General features: G+C 47.1%; 18 protein-coding genes. 8 read left to right on the forward strand and 10 right to left on the reverse strand.

Annotated elements, in window-relative coordinates; all coding sequences use genetic code 11:
* Nucleotides 1–483: 483 nt before the first annotated feature.
* Complete coding sequence (locus C7I86_RS08215) at nt 484–1500, reverse strand: IS4-like element IS4Sa family transposase (RefSeq protein WP_010872778.1); 1017 nt, start codon at nt 1498–1500, stop codon at nt 484–486.
* A 137-nt stretch (nt 1501–1637) separates the two neighbouring features.
* Nucleotides 1638–2678 carry a hemolysin family protein gene (locus C7I86_RS08220; protein ID WP_010872779.1) on the reverse strand — a complete coding sequence of 347 codons (1041 nt, stop codon included), beginning with the start codon at nt 2676–2678 and terminating at the stop codon, nt 1638–1640.
* Nucleotides 2679–2782: 104 nt separating this feature from the next.
* Between C7I86_RS08220 and C7I86_RS08225 the strand changes: the two genes are divergently transcribed.
* On the forward strand, nt 2783–4120 hold the full coding sequence (locus tag C7I86_RS08225; RefSeq protein WP_010872780.1) for a four-carbon acid sugar kinase family protein: 1338 nt from the start codon (nt 2783–2785) through the stop codon (nt 4118–4120).
* A 160-nt stretch (nt 4121–4280) separates the two neighbouring features.
* Entirely contained in the window at nt 4281–5795 is a 1515-nt protein-coding gene (locus C7I86_RS08230) for a cryptochrome/photolyase family protein (RefSeq protein WP_010872781.1), read from the forward strand.
* Nucleotides 5796–5853: 58 nt separating this feature from the next.
* On the opposite strand, the gene C7I86_RS08235 is transcribed toward C7I86_RS08230, so the two are convergent.
* Entirely contained in the window at nt 5854–8682 is a 2829-nt protein-coding gene (locus C7I86_RS08235) for an A-adding tRNA nucleotidyltransferase (protein WP_010872782.1), read from the reverse strand.
* A gap of 127 nt (nt 8683–8809) precedes the next feature.
* A complete protein-coding gene (locus tag C7I86_RS08240) occupies nt 8810–9589 on the reverse strand; it encodes a photosystem II S4 domain protein (RefSeq protein WP_010872783.1) in 780 nt (259 codons plus the stop codon).
* Between the two features lie 117 nt (nt 9590–9706).
* On the opposite strand from C7I86_RS08240, the gene C7I86_RS08245 reads away from it, so the two are divergent.
* Nucleotides 9707–10507: an ABC transporter permease gene (locus tag C7I86_RS08245; RefSeq protein WP_369791789.1), complete on the forward strand. Its 801-nt coding sequence runs from the start codon at nt 9707–9709 to the stop codon at nt 10505–10507.
* 94 nt (nt 10508–10601) lie between these two features.
* Here the strand turns inward: C7I86_RS08245 and C7I86_RS08250 are convergent, their stop codons facing one another.
* The 4 genes from C7I86_RS08250 to C7I86_RS08265 form a co-directional block, all read right to left on the reverse strand.
* On the reverse strand, nt 10602–11492 hold the full coding sequence (locus C7I86_RS08250) for a tetratricopeptide repeat protein (RefSeq protein ID WP_010872785.1): 891 nt from the start codon (nt 11490–11492) through the stop codon (nt 10602–10604).
* Nucleotides 11493–11659: 167 nt separating this feature from the next.
* Nucleotides 11660–11821 carry a Uma2 family endonuclease gene (locus tag C7I86_RS19500; RefSeq protein WP_010872786.1) on the reverse strand — a complete coding sequence of 54 codons (162 nt, stop codon included), beginning with the start codon at nt 11819–11821 and terminating at the stop codon, nt 11660–11662.
* A gap of 38 nt (nt 11822–11859) precedes the next feature.
* Nucleotides 11860–12222: a Uma2 family endonuclease gene (locus C7I86_RS19505; RefSeq protein ID WP_020861795.1), complete on the reverse strand. Its 363-nt coding sequence runs from the start codon at nt 12220–12222 to the stop codon at nt 11860–11862.
* Between the two features lie 83 nt (nt 12223–12305).
* The gene (locus tag C7I86_RS08265) at nt 12306–13847 is read right to left on the reverse strand and encodes a bifunctional pantoate--beta-alanine ligase/(d)CMP kinase (RefSeq protein ID WP_010872788.1); all 1542 of its coding nucleotides are present in this window, start codon (nt 13845–13847) and stop codon (nt 12306–12308) included.
* A 58-nt stretch (nt 13848–13905) separates the two neighbouring features.
* Here C7I86_RS08265 and C7I86_RS08270 point away from each other — a divergent pair, with 58 nt between their 5' ends.
* The 4 genes from C7I86_RS08270 to C7I86_RS08290 all read left to right on the forward strand — a co-directional run bounded on the left by C7I86_RS08270 (nt 13906) and on the right by C7I86_RS08290 (nt 18835).
* A complete protein-coding gene (locus tag C7I86_RS08270) occupies nt 13906–14841 on the forward strand; it encodes a carbonic anhydrase (RefSeq protein WP_010872789.1) in 936 nt (311 codons plus the stop codon).
* Nucleotides 14842–14914: 73 nt separating this feature from the next.
* A complete protein-coding gene (gene cysE / locus C7I86_RS08275; protein WP_010872790.1) occupies nt 14915–15664 on the forward strand; it encodes a serine O-acetyltransferase in 750 nt (249 codons plus the stop codon).
* A 305-nt stretch (nt 15665–15969) separates the two neighbouring features.
* Nucleotides 15970–17565 carry a glucose-6-phosphate isomerase gene (locus C7I86_RS08285; RefSeq protein WP_010872791.1) on the forward strand — a complete coding sequence of 532 codons (1596 nt, stop codon included), beginning with the start codon at nt 15970–15972 and terminating at the stop codon, nt 17563–17565.
* A 214-nt stretch (nt 17566–17779) separates the two neighbouring features.
* Nucleotides 17780–18835, forward strand: coding sequence for a fatty acid desaturase (locus C7I86_RS08290; protein ID WP_010872792.1), 1056 nt, complete (start codon nt 17780–17782; stop codon nt 18833–18835).
* 156 nt (nt 18836–18991) lie between these two features.
* On the opposite strand, the gene C7I86_RS08295 is transcribed toward C7I86_RS08290, so the two are convergent.
* A complete protein-coding gene (locus C7I86_RS08295) occupies nt 18992–20365 on the reverse strand; it encodes a hypothetical protein (protein WP_010872793.1) in 1374 nt (457 codons plus the stop codon).
* Nucleotides 20366–20617: 252 nt separating this feature from the next.
* On the opposite strand from C7I86_RS08295, the gene murF reads away from it, so the two are divergent.
* On the forward strand, nt 20618–21982 hold the full coding sequence (murF, locus tag C7I86_RS08300) for a UDP-N-acetylmuramoyl-tripeptide--D-alanyl-D-alanine ligase (protein WP_010872794.1): 1365 nt from the start codon (nt 20618–20620) through the stop codon (nt 21980–21982).
* Between the two features lie 170 nt (nt 21983–22152).
* On the opposite strand, the gene C7I86_RS08305 is transcribed toward murF, so the two are convergent.
* The gene (locus C7I86_RS08305; protein WP_010872795.1) at nt 22153–22539 is read right to left on the reverse strand and encodes a cytochrome c; all 387 of its coding nucleotides are present in this window, start codon (nt 22537–22539) and stop codon (nt 22153–22155) included.
* Between the last annotated feature and the right edge of the window lie 142 nt (nt 22540–22681).

Here is a 22681-nt window from a genome sequence, read left to right on the forward strand (position 1 = left end):
TTGGGAAGCATGGATTAAATTTAGATGATTATTACTTAGGCACAATTAACTTAAGCATTGCGCCTCATCAATACAAAATAAAGCTAGCCAAATATACCTTTAAAGAAATACAATAGTCAAGTAAAGATCCAGCGGAAGATTTTTCTTTTTTTGATTGCCGTATCATTGCTACTGATGCTCAAATAGTTAACGGTCTAATTTATTATCCCCATCCCGAAACCAAGCCTGAGCATTTTCAACCGCCAGATATTCTAGAATTTATCGGAGCCTTCATTCCTAACTTATACTACGATGACCAGATAACTATTGAAGTTGATTTTAATCAAATTGAAGTTTTTTAAAATTCCACTAGAAATAATCAATAACTAAAAACCAATTTAGCCTGTAACTAAAATCATGGATACATTTCATACCAGAATCGTTGAATCGCACTTATGTACGACCTAAAAATAGACAGAATAATCCTATAGCAAAGCAAATTCATCACCTTAGTGCTAACTCCCTTAGCCAGTGTACATAGCTTATTTTTTCACACATGAAAGCCTGTAAATAACGTAGTTTGTCTAACATTGTTGTACCTGCTTCTTTTGGGATTACCAGTAATTTTAGTATTAAATAAGCAATTATACAGGTATAGATTTGAATCCCAATTGCATTCTCATTTTTGGCAATCAGTCTATTCAGCTTTAAGTGCATTTTTAAGAATTTCCATAAAAATTCTATTTGCCATCTTTTTTTATAAATTTCTGCTATTTTTTCATCACTAACTCCTTCTATTTCTTTACTTTCTATAGGTAAATTTGTAACCAATCTAAACTCTGAATTATCATGGGTGAATATTACCACTCTACTCTCTATTTTATTCTTTCCAGTTCCAACCATATAGTTATCATTGGCTAATTTTTCTAGCTTTATATTATTCTTTATTCTTAATACATGATATTTGTTATTCTCCTTTTGTAATCTCTTGATTCTCTGTAAGTCACAAAATCCTCTATCCATTACTGCTACTCCATTTTCTGGAGTCTCTTCTATTGTTTCATTCCCATATTTATTATCATGACCTTGTCCAAAGTGAATTACTATTCCCCCCGGAATCCCTGTTGATAAGTTAATCCCACTGAATACTTTTACCTGATGAAATCCAAGGTTCCACATCAACTTACTAGTTATGCTGACAATGGTTGAATCGAGAGGAAATATTTCTAATTCTCCCTGCTTAATTTCCTTCCTTTTCGACAATTCCTTTTTTAAGGAAAATATTATTTCTCTAAAAACTCCCACATCCCTTTTTTTGCTTGCCTTTGAGAATGTAGATATATCGACTGTCTCTCCTCGTAAGTTCAGTCTTTTAAACATACTCCTCATGCTTGTCTGGCTCTGGTCTAACATTAATCCTAACCAGATACTCACAAACTTAAATGTGTCTAATACTGGGTAGTCATCTTTAGGAAAATTAGATAGATAAGTTTTGACAATATGTCCAAAATTTGATATCATCGCTTCAATTATTCTAATATTTCTGCCCTTTATTCTATCATTTTAAAGGGCTTTTTTTCTCTTTATAACTATCGTTCAACACTTCTGCTTTTGATTAAGTTTTAACTGTCTTTATCGGTTGCGGAGATCAAGAAATTTTAGGGAGCCACCCCCCGTTGTTTCAATAGAGCCTGTCTTTTCTTACGGGCAATTTCCTGGAGATCAATATTCTTATCAGTTTCATCAACAATTTCCCCGGTTAAAACTTCAACCACGTCTTCTAGGGTTATCACACCGGCAACGCCGCCATACTCATCAATAACCACCATTAAATGTTCCCGTTTTTCCTGAAATTGCTTTAGAAGTTTATCGGCTCTCATGCCTTCTGGAACAAATTGGGCTGGTCGAGCTAATTCTGCGATGGTTTTATAGCCTTCTCCTTGGATTAAAGCAGTGAGTAAATCCTGTTTGAGGGCAATGCCCAAGACTTCATCAATGTATTCATCAACAATTAAAATACGAGTATGTTGGGATTGGATAATATCTTGTTGGCATTCCGCTAAAGTTAATTCTCCCAAAAGATAGGTGATAATCACCCTGGGGGTCATCAAATCCACTGCCATCAAATCATTAAGCTGGAAAACCCGCTGAATCATTTGTTCTTCGTCTCCTTCGATTACCCCTTCTTTGTAACCGAGGGTAGCTAGAAACTTAATTTCTGCTTCGTTGGTGCTGGGTACTCTTTTGCCGTGGGTGAAGGGATTGGTAATTTGTTCAATCAACCACACTAAAGGAGTAAAAATTAAGGTTAAAAATCTTACTGGTATGGCAATCAAAAGGGCAATGTTAGTGGCATATCTTTCCCCCAGAGTCTTAGGAATAATTTCGCCAAAAACAATAATTAGCAAGGTTAAAATTCCAGAAAAAACTCCCATCCAAGCATCTTGTAGATGTTTAGTTGCTAAGGCTCCAATGGTGATACTACCCACAATATTAAAAATGTTGTTGAGCACCACAATGGTGCCAATGGGGCGATTCATCCTATGGCGAATAGCTTGGAGGGCAATGGCGGAGGGATTATTGGACTGGGATAACTGCCGTACTTTTACCAAGGGCACAGAAAATAGGGCCGCCTCTGCACAGGAACAAATGCCAGAGCCTAACAAAACAATGAAAATGGCCGCTACAATTTCCAGCATAAAATTCCGAAACCAACTTACCAAGATTATAGACCATGGCTATTTTCCCCTAGACTGGAGGGCTAGGAACAAACTTGTCACAAATTCCGCAATTCTTTTTTGCCATGGCTGACCCCACCAAAATCATTGTTATTGATGATGACCCCACCGGCTCCCAAACGGTTCACAGTTGCCTGTTGCTGATGCAGTGGGACGTGGAAACTCTGCGGCAAGGTCTACGGGATGAAAGTCCGATCTTTTTTATTCTCAGCAACACCAGGGCCTTACCCCCAACTCAGGCGGAACAGGTAGTGATGGAAATTTGCCAGAATTTAAAACTAGCCCTAGCAACGGAAGCGGTCGATCACTACTTGGTTGTAAGTCGTTCTGATTCCACTCTGCGGGGCCATTACCCCTTGGAAACCGATGTGATCAACCGGGAGTTGGGACCGTTTGATGCCCATTTTCTGGTGCCAGCCTTTTTTGAAGGGGGCAGGGTAACCAAGGACAGTGTCCATTACCTGATTGTGGATGGTGAATTGGTGCCCGTGGCGGCAACGGAATTTGCCCAGGATTCGGTGTTTGGCTACCACCATAGTTATTTGCCTGATTATGTGGCAGAAAAAACCCAAGGCAAGATTGGGGCGGCCCAGGTGGAACGCATCACCCTAGGGGATCTTAGTGAGGCCAATAATGCTTTAGGCGATCGCCTGATGGATTTTAACCATAACCAGTGTGTGGTGGTGGACGGAGAAACCCAAAAAGATTTTGATCGCCTGGCGGCAAGTATGCTCATAGCTAGTGGCCAGGGCAAACATTTTCTGTTGCGGAGTGCGGCCAGTATTCTCACATCCCTAGCTAATTTGGGGCCCCAACCAGTGGCTCCGGTGGCCATGGCCAGCTATAAACCCACCAACCAACCAGGAATAATTTTGGTGGGCTCCCATGTGCAAAAAACCACCGAACAATTGATGACATTGCTCAAGGATCAAACGGTGCAGGGCATTGAAATTCCAGTGCAACAATTGCGGGATCATCCCGATAGTCCAGCCGAAATTATTGTCAATGCTTTGACGGCGGTGAACGAAATTCGCGCCGAGGGAAAAACACCGGTAATTTACACCAGTCGAGGGGAATTAAGTTTTGCCTCAGTGCAGGCACGGTTAGACTTTGGCGTTACCCTGTCCCAACTGTTGATGAAAATTGTCCAACAATTACCCCAGGACATCAGCTTTTTGATCAGCAAAGGAGGTATTACTTCCAATGACGTGCTGAGCGTGGGATTACAGTTAACTTCTGTACGGTTGTTGGGGCAAATTATTCCCGGTTGTTCCCTAGTGAGAACGGATGAGGATCATCCCCGTTTTCCCCTTTTGCCGGTGGTTTTATTTCCCGGTAACGTAGGCAATGCTCGGGGTTTAGCCACAGTTTATGAACGTTTGTCCGACAAGCCTAATTCTTGATCAATTTTTTACTAATTCATCCCAATTATCGTCGTTGATTTGCTGACTGGTTGACTTGCTTGAACAGGGGGAAATTGATTGTTAACTAGACTTTTTCGGTCGGCGATCGCCAGCAACTAAGTAACTCCTTTGTCCATTTCTCACAGACCATATTACAGCTATGACCATTGGCATTTGGATATTGGGAGATCAACTTTGGTCGGGGCAGACGGCCTTAAAAAGCCATCAAGGCGATCGCTCACAGGTCCCCGTTCTCCTGATCGAGTCGGCGGAATTTGCCCGTCAACGACCCTACCATCGCCAAAAATTAGTGTTGGTTTGGTCCGCCATGCGCCACTTTGCTGAAGATTTGAGGGCCGAGGGCTGGTCCGTTACCTATGAAATTGCCGCAGATTTCCTCACTCCCCTACACCATTGGCTTAAAACCCAGGGCGTTAGTCACCTCCAAGTCATGGCCCCTGGCGATCGCCCCTTTGAAGCTTGGTTAAAATCTTTGACTCTGCCCTGTGAACTAACCCTATTACCCAACAATCATTTTCTCTGGTCTAGGGAGGATTTTTCCGCCTGGGCTGGCGATCGTAAGCGCCTATTACTGGAAGATTTTTACCGTGCAGGGCGCAAACGTTGGCAAATTTTGATGGTGGATGATCAACCTGTGGGGGGCCGCTGGAATTTTGACCAGGATAATCGCAAGCCCGCCAAAAAGAACCTTTCTCCCCCCAAGCCCCTTTCTTTTCCCCCCGATGACATTACCCAACAGGTTATCGAACGGATAGAACAATTAAATTTACCTGGTTATGGGCAATTATCTGGCTTTCAATGGGGAGTTAGCCGTCAAGACGCCCTGCAAGGGCTGAAATATTTTGTTGATGTTGGTTTAAGTCAATTTGGCACCTACCAAGATGCCATGGTAATGGGGCAGAAAACCCTCTGGCACAGTCTGATTTCCCCCTATTTAAATTTAGGATTGTTGACCCCATTAGAAGTTATTGAAGCAGCTACTAACGCCTTTGCCACCCAAGACATTTCTTTAAACAATGTGGAGGGATTTATTCGTCAGGTTTTGGGCTGGCGGGAATATATGCAGGGCATTTATCAATGGGTAGATGAAGATTACGGGCAGGGTAATTGGTTTAACCATGACTTTCCTTTGCCTGAGTTTTATTGGCAATCCAGCCACACCAAAATGAATTGTTTAGCCACTGTCTTAAACCAAGTCGAAGAAACAGGTTATGCTCACCATATTCAACGATTAATGGTTCTCAGCAACTTTGCCTTAATTGTTGGCGTTAATCCTCAAAAACTCCAAGACTGGTTCCATGCCGCTTTTATCGATGCCTACGACTGGGTAATGCAAACCAATGTGTTAGGAATGGGGCAGTTTGCAGATGGAGGAATATTAGCATCAAAACCCTATGCTTCTTCTGCTAACTACATTAATAAAATGAGTGATTATTGCCAACAATGCTCCTACAACCATAAAGCTAGAACTGGTAAAGATGCCTGTCCCTTTAACTATTTCTATTGGGATTTTCTTGCACGGCATCAAGAAAAATTACAACACACTGGAAGGATGGGTCTTATTTTGGCCAATTTAAAACGAATTGAACCAACCGAAATGTCGGCAATGCAAACGTTAGCTGAGAACTGGCGTCAGGCTCATTTAAACTCATAGTAGATTCCCAATCAAAGCACTCCGGGTAGTTCAAATAGGACTGAAAAATTGTTTAAAACTAAACTTTGTTCGGTAAAGGATAATGGGTTCTTAGCCAAGCTTCTTCCTGTTGGCGATCGCCTAATTCTCCGTCTAGGCAAGCGTTTAATAAATCAGTCAAAATTTGCTTAAATTGGGGCCCCGGTTTATAACCCAGCGCTTTGAGGTCGTGGCCAGTTAAAAATGGCGACACTTGGCATAGCTGGCTGAAATAAAACCAAATTTGCTTTCTCAACAGCTTATTTCCCCTGGCGGCCACCAGGAATAAACTGAAGCGGTCATAATCCTTCAATGTTTGGTAAATGACGCTGGACTTTGGACTGGACTTTGGAGATGCTGGGGAATTTAAACCCTTGGCGATCGCCGTTTCGATGGTTTCTAAGTTAGTTAATCCGTCAATGGTGGCCTTGGGTAACTGTAAGCCCGCCGCAATTTTTTCCCTTTCCTGGGGTGGTAAAGCCCCCAATAAAATACCTAGGCGCAGTAACCAATGTTCTAGGTTTCGCTCCGGGTCAAACCAGCGTAACCAGCGGGAGAGATAACGTACTTGCCACCATAATTGCTCTGTTAGCTTTAGCTCTGCATGAAGACATTTAAGCGCATCTAAATCCGCCAGTAACGTCAATGCCCCTTTCCAATAGGGGGCTTTGAGAATAATAGAAAGCTCCGCCTTTAAACGGGTAGTTAGGGCCGGAGTGGGATGCTCCGTTAGCCGCCAACGTTCATAGACTCCACTGGCGATCGCATAGCGGATATAGGTTTCCGTCTGGGGTTCCAGTTCAAAGCCGAGGCGCACCACAAACCGCACTGCTCGGTAAATGCGGGTGGGGTCTTCAATGAAACTATTGGCGTGTAATACCCTCACCTGTTGGCTTTGCAGGTCATTCATGCCGCCAAAAAAGTCTAACAATTTGCCCGGATTGGGATTGGTTAAGCGGATGGAAAGGGCGTTAATGGTAAAGTCCCGCCGGTATAAATCCTGGCGAATGGAACTAGCTTCCACTTCTGGGTTCGCCGCTGGATAGGGATAAAACTCTGTGCGGGCAGTGGCAATGTCTACCCACAGGGTATCTAGCTGGGGATCTTTATGCCAGAGCAACGCCGCCGTTTGGAATTCCCCATGGACCGATAACCTCGCGCCGGGATAGTCCCCCTGCAAAGCTTGGGCTAACTCAACCCCAGCCCCCACATCCGCCGTGGCATGGAAGCCATCCACCACCAAATCAATATCTTGAAAAGTAATGTTTTGATGTTTTTCTGCCCCCTGGGAATGGCGGAGCCACAAATCGCGCACAGCTCCCCCCACCAGATATAAATGCCAACCCCTAGTCTGGGCCTGTTGAGCGGCCGTAGTTAATAATTGCCAAGTGGCCGGTGGTAAATGGGTTTTTAGCAGTTGCAGTAGGCTACCCTGGCCAAAATTCTGATTAGGAGTGGTCGGGCGATCTCGCAGAGATCCGCTGCGCGGTGCGCCAAACCGTCCCGATTGTTCTTGTTTATCCTGCAATAATTGCCGTAACACATCGGTCCGGGTCACAATGCCCACTAATTTTTCCTGGTCCATAACAGGCAAGCGACCCACGTCATCGGCCACCATAATCGCTTCAATGCGGGGTAAGGGGGTGTCAGGGGCAATGGTTTTAACGTTGCGGGTCATGTAACCTTTTACCGGGGCATGGCTGAAACCGTGGTGCAGGGCTAAATCCAAATCCCGACGGGAAATAATGCCCACCAATTTTTCTTCTTGATTCACCACTGTCAAACCAGAATGGCCGTAACGAAACAAAACCCGTTGGGCCTGTTCAATGGTGGTGTGTGGTCGAATGGTCCGCACCGGAGAAGACATAAAATCCCTAGCCAATAGGGGTTTGGGAATTTGTCTTTGTAAAGCTTGGTAGATTTCTGCCATTACGGTGGTTGGCTCAACATCCCGCAAATTAACCGCTGCCGCCTGGGCATGGCCCCCGCCGCCATAGGGTTCCAACAATTGGGTTAAATCCGTATCGGGAATACGGGTACGGCCAATGAGGGAAAAGCGTTGGTTACTAATTACTCCGGTTTTTTCTCGCTGTTCATCGTTTTTGGTTTTATCTTTGCCTTTGTCGTAAACATGACCCAGTAGTAGGGCATCACATTCTGTCAGAGATAATAATCTTTCCGTCAAATGGGACAGGCCCGGCACAAAATTTTCCGTGGTTAAGAGCACTGAACCGAGCCAATAGCCCCGCACCATTTCCTTGTGGAGATTTTGCATCGCTTCCGCAAACAAAAATTGCAGAGGTGGGGGAAAGCCTGGGTCAGCGTATTCCGCAATCAAACGTAAATTAGCTCCCTGTTCCATTAACCAAGCTAGGGCTTTTACATCCCGCACTGTGGTTTGGGTAAAGGTCAAACTGCCGGTGTCCACATGGATACCCAGGGCCATTACCGACGCTTCCACCATGGAAAGACTTATATCAGCCCGTTGTAATTTCTCCACAATTAAAGTTGTACTGGCCCCCACCGCTTCCAGCTCCCAAATATCCGCTTCGATATCCCTAGGACTGTTGAGATGATGGTCATAAATGGCAACCTGTCGCAGATGGGGCAACGTTAACCAGTCCGCTGCTTTGCCCAGGCGATCACCTTGTTGATTATCGACAATGTAGAGGGAACGAATTTTGTCGGGGTTGACGCTCCGCAGTTCAATGAGGGGAAATTCGTTACGATGGAGTGCTAAAAATTGCCGCACTGTGGGATGGGAACCACCAGTCAAGACAATGCGACTGCCGGGATGGAGTTTGGCTAGCCCCACCGCCGCCCCTAACACATCAAAGTCCGCCGTTTGATGGCAAAGAATTAAATCCATAGGTTTTCTAACAAACCTTGATTAAAGTTAGATATCAACATTATCCTTTGCCTCGAACGTATAGATAGAGGGATTAATTCGACATTCCACTGGCAAAAGATATCATCCCGGCAAGCCTTGAAACTGGTTAAAGATATCGGGTTAATTGGATGCGATAGCGTTCCTTTTTGGTGACTGTAATCTCGCCTATTTCTAGCCTACCTTTCCCACGATAGGTGACTAAATCTCCCGCTTTGAGGGCATAGCTCGACTGGGTGACGGGCTTCCAATTGACCTGCACATTGCCCTGGGTGACCGCATCGGCCATTTTACTGCGGGACAAACCAAACCCTGCTGAAGCAATGGCATCTAAGCGCAGGGAAGCTTCCACCGTAGTCATTTCTTTGGTTTTAGGCGGGCGAATTTTTAACTCTTCCAGGGCGATCGCCTTAGCTTTAACTGGTACAGTACGCACCTGGGTTAAATGAAGACTGATGAATTCCGCTACCTCCGGCACCACGATCGCCTGGGCTCCCCTTTCTCCCAACAGAATAATATCCCCCACTTTTTCCCTTACTAACCCGGTGCCCAACAAAGCCCCCAAAAAGTCCCGATGGCTAGCGGGGTCAAAGAGAAAATTACCCGCCACATCCAATGCAGTGAGGGGTATCTGCTCCGTTTCTAATGGTATTTCTGCCCTAGCAATGGCCAGTCTCTGCCGTTCCGCTTGGGGATAGCCCCCCCAGGGTAAAAAATGTAATTCCGTCAGGGAATCAAAACGGGTTTGAATTTCCGCAATCAGGGGCGGCGCACAAAAATCAGACACCACCACTTCCCAGGTACGCAGGGCCTGTTCCGCCTGGTCAATTACCCTGGCGATCGCCTCCCGGTCTGGGGCCCCCTTTAACAAAGCTTCTCTTGGTAACATCGAGCAACGGCATTAGCTAACAAATCATTGTGGCAACTTTGGTGACCGGTTTGTCAAGGAGCTACAATGCGCCTATGGTTTCGTCCCCCCTACCGTCCCATTCTTCAAACCCCGGCGATGACCCAATCAATTATCTTGGCAGAATTAAGCTCCTGGCTCCGGCGATCGGGACAAGCAATTTTATTGTTGGGCAACACTTCCTTTCAGCTTTTTACCGGCAAAATTGATGGGCGCAACACCACTCAACAATTGATGTTTGTTGGCCCCGCTTCCCTCCCCATTACCCTAATTACCGCCGCTGTCATTGGCATGATTTTCACCATCCAGGTAGCAAGGGAATTTTTAGCTTTTGGAGCAGGCAGTGCTGTGGGGGGGATTTTAATGTTGGCCCTGGGCCGAGAACTATGCCCGATCATGACAGCCGTGGTGGTGGCCGGGCGGGTTGGGTCAGCCTTTGCCGCCGAAATAGGTACTATGCGGGTGACAGAACAAATTGATGCCCTCTATATGCTCAACACTAACCCGGTGGAATATTTAGTCATTCCTCGACTGTTGGCCTGTTGCATTATGGTGCCCACTTTGAGTGTGCTGGCTTTAGTAACCGGCATGATGGGGGGAGCGGTAATTTCCAGCAATGTTTATGGCATTGCCAACCAGGTATTTTTTGAATCCATACAGACCTTTGTTACCCCCTGGGACATATTCTGCGGCCCCGTCAAGGGCATTGTGTTTGGAGTTTTAATCGCCATCATTGGTTGTAACTGGGGCCTGACTACTAGGGGCGGAGCCAAAGGAGTGGGGGAATCCACCACCGCCGCAGTGGTAACTTCTCTGTTGGCAATTTTTGTGAGTAACTTTCTGATGTCTTGGATTATGTTCCAGGGCAGTGGTTCTGGTGCTGTGCTAATGGGGAATTAAGTACGCACCGCATATTGTTTATTTACTAGAGACCGGCTAAAAGCGACTAGTGCCAATGGGTAATCACACTTAAGGATGCTTTTCAAACATGCTTTCAGTCAAAAACCGGTTCCATCGCAGTTTGCCTAGCCGCCTGGAGTAAAGCTTGGTAACTGGGCAGGGGCTGGAGGTCAACAAAAGCTGGTTCCCCTTCAATCAAACTTAGGTAGGTGCCTGGATACCATTCCAACACCTTTCCCAGGGCATAAACTGCATCTGAGTAATTTTTTTGTAGTACTTGGCAAAGGGCAATTTCATACCAGCTATAGTCGTCATCCACTTCCACATCCAACGCCCTGTGGTAGCAGGCGATCGCCCTTCCATAACGGTAGATTTGTTGCCATAGTTCCCCTTGTCGAAACCAGGCCCAGTAATCATTGGGACGGATTTCCAGGGATTTTTTATAGCATTGCAAAGCTTCAGCGTAATGGCCCCAACGGCGAAAACAGTCCGCCTGGCGGTACCAAGACCAAAAATCGTCCTGGCGAATGGTTAACGTCTGCCGAAAACTGGCGATCGCCGCTTCGTACTGGCCAGAGAGTCGGTAAGATTCCCCCAGACGATAGGTGGCCCAATAATCTTTAGGTAAATAATCTAAAGCCCGTTGAAAACAAGGGATAGCCTGGGCAAAATCATCAATTTCATTGAGGTACACACAACCCTGGTCGTACCAAGCCCAGTAGTTTTCCGGTTGGATTTGGCAGGCGTTGTCATAACTTTCTGCCGCATCTCTGTAACGCCCCAAATGCTCCAGGGTAATGCCCCTTTTGTACCAAGCCCAATAATCCCCAGGATAATACTCCAAAGCCCGTTCATAACTGAGGAGGGCATCATTGTATTTCCCCTGTTGCCAGAGGGTATTGCCCTGTTGGTACCAGCCTTTGTAACTATCAGGGCGGCACTCTAGGGGATTAAAAACAGTACTGCGGGATGGGTGGGAGGGCATGGGAACACGACCAGGGAAAATGGCAACCGTACACCAGTGGGAAAAAACGTCGGGCTGGCGGCCAACTGAAGAGACTTACCGCCATGTTTAATTCACATACCAGAATTGTACAAACTCCTGGGGCGATCGCCGGATTTATCCATCTTCCTTGTCAAGATTAGATCACATTACTTAATTAGCCAGCCAAATACTTCTCCCAAATTTAAATCAATGGCCTGGGCAAAGCTTGGCATCAGTAACTTTGACTCCGTTTCGTCGAAAATTTCTGGCGATCGGCCGGGTTGATAAACAAAGATAGATTGCTCTTTCGGATTAATCAACCAACCCATTTTAGTGCCATTATTCAAGCAAAATAAAATATTTTTTACTATTTTTTTTGACTTTGCTCAGGAGACAATATTTCAATCATCCAATTAGGCGGGAGGTAAAAGTTGTCGGCAATTTCTCCATCTTGATCACAGGGAATATTTTCCCAAGTAAAAACCGCAATATCAGGAACAATAGACCGATTTTCAAAACTGCAACGCAACTCTGTGAATGCCCAAGCAATTTTTTCCTTTTTCAAGGCCATGTTAATGGCAAATGACAATGCAGTTTGTAAAGTACTGTGTTTTCCTTTTGGCATAGGTTTGGCACTAACTTGCCCATCTCGATACTCTAGGGGCGGCTTCTCTTCCGGTAAGGCTAGAAACTCAGTCAGGGTTAGGTTTGTGTTTCCTACTTTCAGCATTTTAGATTCGCCTCGACACTCCACCTATTTGCCGTTGAAACCCATTCTAACCCTTTTATTAAGTGCTCAAAAACTAGCCAGAATTACCCCTTATTGTATTTTTTATAAAGTTCAATAATAGTCTCCACCACCTCGGCAATGGTGAGGTTATCGGTAATAATTTCCACTGCATCCACTGCCTTCTGCAAAGGAGCGATCGCCCTAGTGCTATCAAGATGATCCCGGTGGGCAATGTCCGCTTCCAATTGGGCTAAATCCACTGCTTGATTACCCTGAGCTTCAAAATCCTTGAGGCGACGGCGGGCTCGTTCCTGAACTGAAGCGGTGAGGAAAATTTTCAATTCCGCGTTGGGAAAAACCTGGGTGCCAATGTCCCGACCTTCCGCCACAATTCCTCCTTGGTCGCCATACTTCCTTTGTAGTTTTAGTAACTTGGCTCGAACGGCTCCCTGGGCAGCAATGGTGGAAACCAATTGGGTCACCGCCGGGGTGCGAATGGCATCACTGACATCTTGCCCATTAACTTTAACTCCGGTCAATTGGGGGGCAGGACGGGGCATTAGTTCAATCTCCGCACCACTGGTAAGTTCCGCCACCGCTGGTTCATCCTCGGGAGCAATGCCCTGGTCTAAAATCAGCCAAGCCAAAGCTCGATACATGGCTCCGGTGTCTAAATAGGTCAGACCCAGGCCATCAGCCACCTGTCTGGTAACAGTGGATTTTCCGGCTCCGGCGGGGCCATCAATGGCAATAATAGGCAGTCGATGATTAAGCACAAGATTATCAATTAAGCGGGTACTACCCACATAGGCGGCGATCGCCATTAAAACAGGATTTTGGTCCGGTAATGTTCCAGTGATGGGTTGCAGGGTGTCAGCTTCCACCAATTGCAAATATTGCACCTGGACAGACGGTTCCGCGTCCAAAACGTCCTGGGTGGCGGTCAACAAAGCAGAAACTTGGCGATCGCCTTGACGATATCGCTGTTGGGCGGCTTGCAAACTGCGGTATAGCACCGTAGCCTGTTCCTTTTCTATCGGGCTTAAATATTGATTGCGGGAACTCATGGCCAAACCCGATTCCTCGCGCACTGTGGCACAACTGCGGATAGTCACAGTTAAGTTCAAGTCCTGCACTAGGCGACGAATAATAGCCAATTGTTGGGCATCTTTGGCACCGAAATAAGCCACATCGGGACAAACAATGGTGAACAATTTAGTGACGATAGTAGCTACCCCCTGGAAATGGCCGGGACGATGGGCACCGCAGAGAACTTCCGTCATGGCTGGAGGAGGCAGTACCGTAGTTTGATCTCCTTTGGCATCAATGCCCAAATCCGTCACCGTCGGGGCAAAAATTACCGCCACCCCCAAAGATTCTGCCCATTGGCGATCGCCGTCGAAGTCCCGGGGATATTTTTCCAAATCTTCACCGGGGCCAAATTGCAGGGGATTAACGAAAATAGATAACACGACTAAATCCATTTCCGCCACCGCCCGTTTGAGCAGACTGCCATGGCCGGCGTGGAGAGATCCCATGGTAGGAACTAAGCCCACGGTTTTGCCCCGACCAGCTTGGCGGAGATAGGTTTGTAACCCTGCGATTGTGCGAAAAACCTGCACCATTACTTCTTTGTTATTCTTTGGATTGTGTGCAAACGATGGAGGTCATTAAAACCTTTCCATGGCCGAAGTTTCATTGATATCCCAGACAAATTGCCCCGCTGTCCTAGACCCCCCGCCGCAAGTCTTCAATGATACAATGGAAGGCTGGAATTCCATCAACGGCGATCGTATGCAAAGACTCATCGAGGGACTACAAAAATTTCGAGAAGGTTATTTCTCTTCCCACCGTGACCTCTTTGAGCAACTTTCTCACGGCCAACATCCCCGCATTCTCTTCATCTGTTGTTCCGATTCCCGGGTGGACCCCAATTTAATCACCCAATCGGAAGTGGGCGACCTGTTTGTTATTCGCAACGCTGGCAATATTATTCCCCCCTATGGAGCAGCCAACGGTGGGGAAGGGGCAGCCATGGAATATGCCCTAGTGGCGCTGGAAATTAATCAGATCATCGTCTGTGGCCATTCCCACTGCGGAGCCATGAAAGGTCTGCTCAAACTCAACTCTCTCCAGGAAAAACTTCCTCTGGTGTACGATTGGCTCAAACATACGGAAGCCACCCGCCGTCTAGTTCTAGACAATTACAGCCATCTGGAAGGGGAAGATTTGATTGAAGTTGCTGTGGCAGAAAATATTCTCACCCAACTCAAAAACCTCCAGACCTATCCCGCCATCCATTCCCGGTTACATCGGGGAGACCTTTCCCTCCACGGCTGGATTTATCGCATTGAAGAGGGTGAAGTACTGGCCTACGACGGTGTACTCCATGATTTTGTCGCCCCCCAAAGTCGCATCAATGCCCTGGAGCCGGAGGATGAGTACGCTCTCCATCCCAACTCACCCCTGATTTCCTACGATGCGTTTAAGGTTCCCGGCAAGGAACGTCCTGGTCGTGAGAAAGCAACAGAATCCCCAGCTCCCCAACTGTCTCCTTTACCTGGTTTTGGCCATTTGCCCAGGGAACAGGCGGAGCGCATTTATCGAGGCTCCCGTTAGACTGGGTTAAACCCCATTGCAACCTTTGTCGGATAAACGCAAACAATGCCAATTTTAGGTAGGAATTGACCGGGTGCTGAATTCACTAATTGCTGACTTTAGGATTATTTTTGAGCGAGATCCCGCTGCCCGCAATTGGTTAGAGGTGCTGTTTTGTTATCCTGGCTTGCAAGCTTTACTAATACATAGATTTTCTCATCGTCTTTATACTCTCGGGCTACCTTTCTTTCCTCGCCTAATGTCCCACCTTGCCCGCTTTTTCACCGGCATTGAAATCCATCCAGGGGCCCAGATTGGCCAGGGCGTGTTCATTGACCATGGCATGGGGGTAGTGATCGGTGAAACGGCGATCGTGGGGGACTATTCTTTGATTTACCAAGGGGTAACTCTGGGGGGCACAGGAAAAGAAAGTGGCAAGCGTCACCCGACCCTGGGGGAAAATGTGGTGGTGGGAGCTGGTGCTAAGGTATTGGGTAACATTGCCATCGGTGATAATGTCCGCATTGGGGCGGGGTCAGTGGTGTTACGGGACGTGCCAGCAGATTTTACGGTGGTGGGGGTGCCAGGGCGCATGGTGCATCCTTCCGGGGAAAGGGTTAATCCTTTGGAACATGGTAAGTTACCAGATTCGGAGGGCAAAGTAATTCGCCTATTATTAGAAAGAATTGAATTACTAGAGCAACAGGTGGCCACCTTACAACAGCAACAATCGGAACAGGCCTGGGAATCGGATTATCGCTCCTGCTCTGAAACTGACCGGGAACCGGTGCTCTGTCGCCTTGGCGATCGCGAAATTGAAGAATTTTTGGGGGGCACCCTCTGATATTCTCCCGGTAGCCATAACTGGGATGGGATGTGGAGGGGCATAGGAGGTGACTATTTGTTGGTTCACTTAGGAATTTTGGACAGAACTTTGGTGGTTAACCACACACTGTCGCCAAACTTGCCCCATTTTGCTCCGAGGGAATTTTCTGGGGTTGGTGTTGCGGGAAAAGCCTTGGCGATCGCCTTTTTTTGTCCTCAATTTTTGGCCGGATGTTTTTTCCTGTTTAATAAAATCTTTCTAATTGTCTTAAGATGTGAACGCAAGGCCGTCCTCAAGGGCGGGGTTTCAGACCCATTTTTTCGATGAATAACCAACAACTTTGGCAACGTTATCAAGATTGGCTTTATTACCATGGTGGCCTCGATTTTTACCTGGATGTGAGCCGCATGGGATTTAGTGATGCTTTGGTAGAAGATTTGCAACCCAAGTTTGCCAAAGCTTTTCAAGATATGGTGGCGCTGGAAAAAGGGGCGATCGCCAACCCAGACGAACAACGCATGGTGGGGCATTACTGGCTACGCAATCCGGCCCTGGCCCCCAATGATGGGATCCGGGCTGAAATCACTGAACCATTACGGCAAATCAAAGCCTTTGTCGCTGACGTACACCAAGGGAACATAAAACCCCCCACAGCCCCTAAATTTACCGACCTGCTGGCGATCGGCATTGGTGGTTCGGCTCTAGGCCCCCAATTTGTGGCCCAGGCCTTGGCCCCCAATTTCCCTCCCTTGGCGATTCACTTCATCGATAACTCTGACCCCGACGGCATTGACCGGGTGCTGAACTGCTTAAAAGCCCAAGACAAACTAAAAAGTACGCTAGTGGTGACCACTAGTAAATCCGGCGGCACCCCCGAACCCCGCAATGGTCTGGCGGAAACGAAGGCAGTATTTGAAGCCCAGGGCCTTCATTTTGCCGATTATGCGGTGGCGGTGACCATGCCCGGCAGTAAACTTTCCCAGCAGGCCCAGACGGAACAATGGTTACAAGCTTTTCCCATGCAGGATTGGGTGGGTGGGAGAACCTCTGAGTTATCGGCGGTGGGACTATTACCGGCCGCTCTCCAGGGCATTGACATTCAGGCCATGCTCGACGGGGCTAAAACCATGGATGAAGCCACTAGGGTGAGGGAATTAAGACAAAATCCAGCGGCTCTATTGGCGTTAGCTTGGTATTATGCCGGGGATGGCCAAGGGAAAAAAGACATGGTGATTCTCCCCTATAAAGATAGGCTGTTGTTATTTAGTCGCTATTTGCAACAGTTGGTTATGGAATCCCTCGGTAAAGAGCGGGATTTGGATGGCAATGTGGTCCACCAGGGCATTGCAGTCTATGGCAATAAGGGTTCTACGGATCAACATGCCTACGTCCAGCAGTTGCGGGATGGGGTGCCCAACTTTTTTGCCACTTTCATTGAGGTATTGCACGATCGCCAAGGGCCATCCCTAGAGTTAGAGCCGGGGGTCACCAGTGGGGATTATTTATCGGGATTTTTGCAGGGCACCAGGCAAGCGCTATTTGAAAATCAACGGGACTCCATCACTGTCACCATTCCCGAGGTGGACGCTACCAGCGTTGGGGCTTTGATTGCCCTATATGAAAGAGCAGTGAGTTTTTATGGTTCCTTGGTGAACGTCAACGCCTACCATCAACCGGGGGTAGAAGCGGGGAAAAAGGCCGCCGCCTCGATTTTGGAACTACAGAAGGCGATTCTCTCTACCCTACAAAATGAATCCGGGCCCATTGCCCTAGAAGCGTTGGCCACCAAAGTGCAAGCACCAGAACAGGTGGAAACGGTGTATAAAATAGTCCGCCATTTAGCCGCCAATGACCGGGGCGTGACCCTCCAGGGCGATCGCCAATTTCCCCAACGGCTGCAAATCCAGTGGCGGAGTTAAGACAGATTAATTCTCAATTGTTAATGGTGGACCAGGTAATCGCGGCTGAATTCAGAAGCAATTCGGTTCCTGGTCAATGGCAACGTGTTATAAAAAGAAAAGTTTGTTTACCTGAGTATTAATTCCTAGGCACGGCAAACCTTGGCCGCTTTATAGCCCATGAATCCATAAACAAAATCTGTCCGACCTTCCATTTGGAGATAAACCTTTATAAATGACTGCCACGATTCCCCCGTTGACACCAACGGTAACGCCCAGCAATCCCGATCGCCCGATTGCGGATCTCAAACTACAAGACATCATTAAAACCCTGCCCAAGGAATGCTTCGAGAAAAAAGCGAGCAAAGCCTGGGCTTCTGTTTTGATTACCCTAGGGGCGATCGCCGTGGGCTATTTGGGCATTATTTATCTGCCCTGGTACTGCTTGCCCATTACCTGGATCTGGACAGGGACAGCCTTAACGGGGGCCTTCGTTGTCGGCCATGACTGTGGCCATCGCTCCTTTGCTAAAAAACGCTGGGTCAATGATTTAGTGGGACATATCGCTTTTGCTCCCCTCATCTACCCTTTCCATAGCTGGCGCCTACTCCACGACCACCATCACCTCCACACCAACAAAATTGAGGTTGATAACGCCTGGGATCCCTGGAGTGTGGAAGCTTTCCAAGCCAGCCCGGCGATCGTCCGGCTTTTTTATCGGGCCATCCGGGGTCCCTTCTGGTGGACTGGTTCCATTTTCCATTGGAGCTTAATGCACTTCAAACTTTCCAACTTTGCCCAAAGGGACCGCAATAAAGTCAAATTATCCATTGCCGTTGTCTTCCTGTTTGCGGCGATCGCCTTTCCTGCCCTAATTATCACCACAGGGGTGTGGGGTTTCGTCAAATTTTGGCTAATGCCCTGGTTGGTGTATCACTTTTGGATGAGCACTTTTACCATTGTGCACCACACCATTCCCGAAATTCGTTTCCGTCCCGCCGCCGATTGGAGTGCCGCCGAAGCCCAGTTAAATGGTACTGTTCACTGCGATTATCCCCGTTGGGTGGAAGTGCTCTGCCATGACATCAACGTCCATATTCCCCACCACCTCTCCGTTGCCATCCCTTCCTATAACCTACGACTAGCCCACGGAAGTTTAAAAGAAAACTGGGGACCTTTTCTTTACGAGCGCACCTTTAACTGGCAATTAATGCAACAAATTAGTGGGCAATGTCATTTATATGACCCCGAACATGGCTACCGCACCTTCGGCTCCCTGAAAAAAGTTTAATACTGGGACAACTAGTAATTTTTGACCCATGATTGGTCAGTAATTAACTTTGACTGATCCCCAGGGAGAGAAATACCAGATCACAAATTAACTATCTTGGAATGCGGCCATCGAGCTGTATTCCTTTTTTCTTTTCTTGGTGAGGAAAAAAACTTTCTAAGTGGGCAGATGGGAGCGGTTCAGACTAGAAAGATCCACTCGGCCAAAATGAATGCTAAACGCAACCTGCATATTCTCCAAGGTTTTCACTAGCCAAGGTACCCCTTCCCGGGCCACCGACTCATAATGATTAAACAAAATTGAAAAACGTTTTTCCAAATAAGGCTTAACCTTGGAGCAGAAAAGCACAATTTTTAGCAATACGCCAATGGTCTTCTTCACACCAATATTGGAAATTAGATCAATAAAGACATAGTGATCAGGATTTTTGCTACCTTCCACCACCAAAAAGTTGAGCAACTGACTAGAAGTCCGCATCATTAAAAATTCTGTTGGCTTCTGTTGATTGCACTCTGGATAGGCATTTTGGAATAGATCAAATAATTTCTTATCAAAACTTCCTTGTTTGTAATTATTCTGTAGGGAGCCCCGGATATATTCGTAAAGTTCATCCTTAAAAGTGCCAAAAGATTGGGTATAGGCCACATGGTTACGAAAACTTTTGGAAAGGGACCGGTAACTCTGACCGTTTTCCACGGAACCAACAAAATGTTTGAGGGAACTGTTTAGATCCCGATCACTCAGTAGGGTGGGATTTTGCACGGGCTTGATCAATTCCTTATCCGGCAAGATGAGTCCGGCTTTATTAGTTCTGGCCATGCGCACCCGGTAGGTGACGTACTGAGAAAGGTTAATTTCAAACTTACGCTCATTTTGAGCTTTGATGCGGTGGATAGTTTGGCGATGTTCCCGACTGCTGTCATCCCCCATAAGACAATAATCATACAGATAGGGATAGCGGTGGATAAGGGTGCCGACGGAGCTAGATTTCGTTTCAAACTTGGTGCTGACAACGCTGGCCAATCTTTTCAAGCGGACAAATTGTTCGCTCAAGGTAAAGTTTTTAACTAGTTGGCGGATGTTACCTTTTGTATTACCCCCGGGGCTGATGTTAGCCACTGCTTTTTCCACCATATTTACCAGCTGGGGAATGGAACGCTGGGTTTGGGGAGAAAGTTGCCAATAGTTGATCAGAATATAGCAACAACGGTTAAAAAAGTAGTTAAATTCTTCGGTATTATTTTTAACTCTAATTACTTTTTCTAAGTGGGTAGAAACTTGTCCTTGGGAACTGCCCTGTCCGCTCAAAAAAAGATTACCCATTACTTCCAATACCCGTTCCCCTTCCACCGACTGGACCAAGTCGAGCAGATAATCATAAATTGCCTGCTCGTCATTCATTTTGTAGGGGTCGCTAGCCTGGGGATGGTTATAGTTCACAGTGGTAACCCTCTTTGGGGAAAAGGGGGCAAATTGGGAGCAGGAAAAATCGATAATGAAAACGAAATCATGAGATAAGGTCAAAGACACCCTGGGCCTTTAATCAGGCACCGCTGTGGATGGTAAGATACACCCTGGTCCCATCGGAATAAAACCAGGATGTTTTTACTGGTCATTACTGGCTTCCGATTTTTCTGTATCTATTTCTCCTCCAATGTAAGTGATGCAAGCACCCATGGGAGGTGATCTAGATCACAGATAAAAATTGCAAATGACTTAACATTCCTGAGTCAATTCTAACTCAGTTTTCCTCCGCCATATTTTTCACTCCTATTCTTTCCCATGAACTCCAAACTTTCCCTATTTGACATCCGTACATTCCTAGAAAGTTGTCTATTGTCTGTTACCAATCTTTCCGAGGATATACGGATAAATAATATTTGCACCGATACAAGATCTTTGGTGTCAGGGGACCTATTTCTTGCCTTGCGGGGGGAAAGTTTTGATGGCCATAGCTTCATTCCCCAGGCCTTGACGGCGGGGGCGATCGCCGTGGTGACGGATCGGCCAGTGGAGGGATTAGGGGAGACGGTGGCCCAATTTTTAGTGGAAGATACTTTGGTGGCCTATCAACACATCGCAGCGGGATGGCGACAACGGTTTACCATTCCCATCATTGGGGTAACCGGTTCTGTGGGTAAGACCACCACCAAAGAATTAATTGCGGCGGTGTTGTCCCAGTTTGGCAATGTGCATAAAACCAGAGCTAATTACAACAATGAAATTGGGGTGCCGAAAACTTTGTTGGAACTATCCCCAGACCATGATTTTGCCATTGTGGAAATGGCCATGCGGGGTCGGGGGCAAATTGCTCTTTTGGCGGATATTGCCAAGCCCACCATCGGTTTAATTACTAACGTTGGCACTGCCCACATTGGTCTTTTAGGCTCGGAGTTGGCGATCGCCGAAGCCAAGTGTGAATTACTAGCCCACCAACCGCCCGAGAGCACCGCCATTCTCAATCGGGATAATGCTTTGTTAATGGAGACAGCCCAACGGTTTTGGCAGGGAAAAACCATTACCTATGGCCTAGAAGGGGGAGATGTGCACGGGACAGTGGATGGGGAAAATTTAATCCTTGATGGAGTTAGTTTGCCTTTGCCCCTAGCCGGTGTCCACAATGCCTCTAATTACCTAGCGGCGATCGCCGTGGCCCAATGTTTAGGGTTGGACTGGCAGCAGTTACAGTCGGGGCTGACGGTGGAGTTACCCAAGGGGCGGGCCCGTCGTTACCAATGGGGCCAGGACGTGGTTCTATTGGATGAAACCTATAACGCTGGCTTGGAATCCATGTTGGCATCCTTGGATTTATTGGCCAATACCCCTGGGAAGCGACGTTTAGCAGTGCTGGGGGCGATGAAGGAACTGGGAGATTATGGCCCGACATTTCACCAACGGGTGGGGGCCAAAGTGAAAGCCCTAGGTTTAGACGGTCTTTTCCTATTAGCCAATGATCCCAATACCGATGCCATTGCCGCCGGGGCTAACGGTGTGGAGACCCAATCCTTCAGCGATGGGCCTAGTTTAGTGGCAGCCCTAAAAACTACCCTCCAACCAGGCGATCGCCTCCTGTTTAAAGCATCCAATTCCGTCGGTCTAGGGGCTGTGGTCAGTCAGTTGTTGGCAGAAAATCCCACTTCGGTTTAAAACGGCAAGGCTTGAGTCAGTTAAAAATGGGGTTAATCTCACTCCAGCGGGATCAATCGAGATCAATAGGTGTGGGGTTGGTTGGCAGTGGCATCCAACAAATGGCCTAAAACCAGATGGTTAAGAACATGGCTAAAAACGTCTATCCAAACCAATCTGGCCTTATCCCTTCAGAGGGTTTTGAGGTAATTCAATAAATCCGCCATCTCCTGGGGATTGGGTTCAAACTGGGGCATGGGAGGAGTTTGACCACTCACCACCTGATGAATGATGTGGCTCTGGGACCGCCGTTGGGATACCCCCCAAAGACTGGGGCCAATGTAACCGTCAGCTTGGATGCCATGGCAAACTGCACAGTTAGCTTGAAAAATGGCCCGACCCCTATCCGCATCTCCTTTGAGAGCGAGTACCTGGCTTACATAGGGGTCAAAGTTCATAAAACTAAACAAAGCCACTGCCAATATCACCAGGGAAACAATGCCTGCCATAATCCATATCCCAGTGGGGGAAGCATTTACCGTGGCAACAGTTGGACTTTTTTCGATTACAGGGGCCATGGGTTAAGAACGATTGGTCAAGGTGGCCAGAACCACCACTCAGAAACTTAATCTAACTTAATCTATTGTATTGATGCCGGGCATTCCTGTCTTTGCTCAGTCCCAGATTGAAGTCCGGATTAACCCTGTTGACAAACTAAAA

This window comes from Synechocystis sp. IPPAS B-1465 (assembly GCF_003015225.1).
Taxonomy (GTDB): Bacteria; Cyanobacteriota; Cyanobacteriia; order Cyanobacteriales; family Microcystaceae; genus Synechocystis.

What these genes read in the sequence shown, in the direction of transcription:
- C7I86_RS08285 (WP_010872791.1), top strand. Translation starts at nt 15,970, where the DNA reads ATGAATAACCAACAACTTTGGCAACGTTATCAAGATTGGCTTTATTAC.
- C7I86_RS08245 (WP_369791789.1), top strand. Translation starts at nt 9,707, where the DNA reads ATGACCCAATCAATTATCTTGGCAGAATTAAGCTCCTGGCTCCGGCGA.
- C7I86_RS19505 (WP_020861795.1), bottom strand. Translation starts at nt 12,222, where the DNA reads ATGCTGAAAGTAGGAAACACAAACCTAACCCTGACTGAGTTTCTAGCC.
- C7I86_RS08225 (WP_010872780.1), top strand. Translation starts at nt 2,783, where the DNA reads ATGGCTGACCCCACCAAAATCATTGTTATTGATGATGACCCCACCGGC.
- C7I86_RS08240 (WP_010872783.1), bottom strand. Translation starts at nt 9,589, where the DNA reads ATGTTACCAAGAGAAGCTTTGTTAAAGGGGGCCCCAGACCGGGAGGCG.
- C7I86_RS19500 (WP_010872786.1), bottom strand. Translation starts at nt 11,821, where the DNA reads ATGGGTTGGTTGATTAATCCGAAAGAGCAATCTATCTTTGTTTATCAA.
- C7I86_RS08250 (WP_010872785.1), bottom strand. Translation starts at nt 11,492, where the DNA reads ATGCCCTCCCACCCATCCCGCAGTACTGTTTTTAATCCCCTAGAGTGC.
- C7I86_RS08215 (WP_010872778.1), bottom strand. Translation starts at nt 1,500, where the DNA reads ATGATATCAAATTTTGGACATATTGTCAAAACTTATCTATCTAATTTT.
- C7I86_RS08290 (WP_010872792.1), top strand. Translation starts at nt 17,780, where the DNA reads ATGACTGCCACGATTCCCCCGTTGACACCAACGGTAACGCCCAGCAAT.
- C7I86_RS08305 (WP_010872795.1), bottom strand. Translation starts at nt 22,539, where the DNA reads ATGGCCCCTGTAATCGAAAAAAGTCCAACTGTTGCCACGGTAAATGCT.
- C7I86_RS08230 (WP_010872781.1), top strand. Translation starts at nt 4,281, where the DNA reads ATGACCATTGGCATTTGGATATTGGGAGATCAACTTTGGTCGGGGCAG.
- C7I86_RS08270 (WP_010872789.1), top strand. Translation starts at nt 13,906, where the DNA reads ATGGCCGAAGTTTCATTGATATCCCAGACAAATTGCCCCGCTGTCCTA.
- C7I86_RS08265 (WP_010872788.1), bottom strand. Translation starts at nt 13,847, where the DNA reads ATGGTGCAGGTTTTTCGCACAATCGCAGGGTTACAAACCTATCTCCGC.
- C7I86_RS08235 (WP_010872782.1), bottom strand. Translation starts at nt 8,682, where the DNA reads ATGGATTTAATTCTTTGCCATCAAACGGCGGACTTTGATGTGTTAGGG.
- C7I86_RS08220 (WP_010872779.1), bottom strand. Translation starts at nt 2,678, where the DNA reads ATGCTGGAAATTGTAGCGGCCATTTTCATTGTTTTGTTAGGCTCTGGC.
- murF (WP_010872794.1), top strand. Translation starts at nt 20,618, where the DNA reads ATGAACTCCAAACTTTCCCTATTTGACATCCGTACATTCCTAGAAAGT.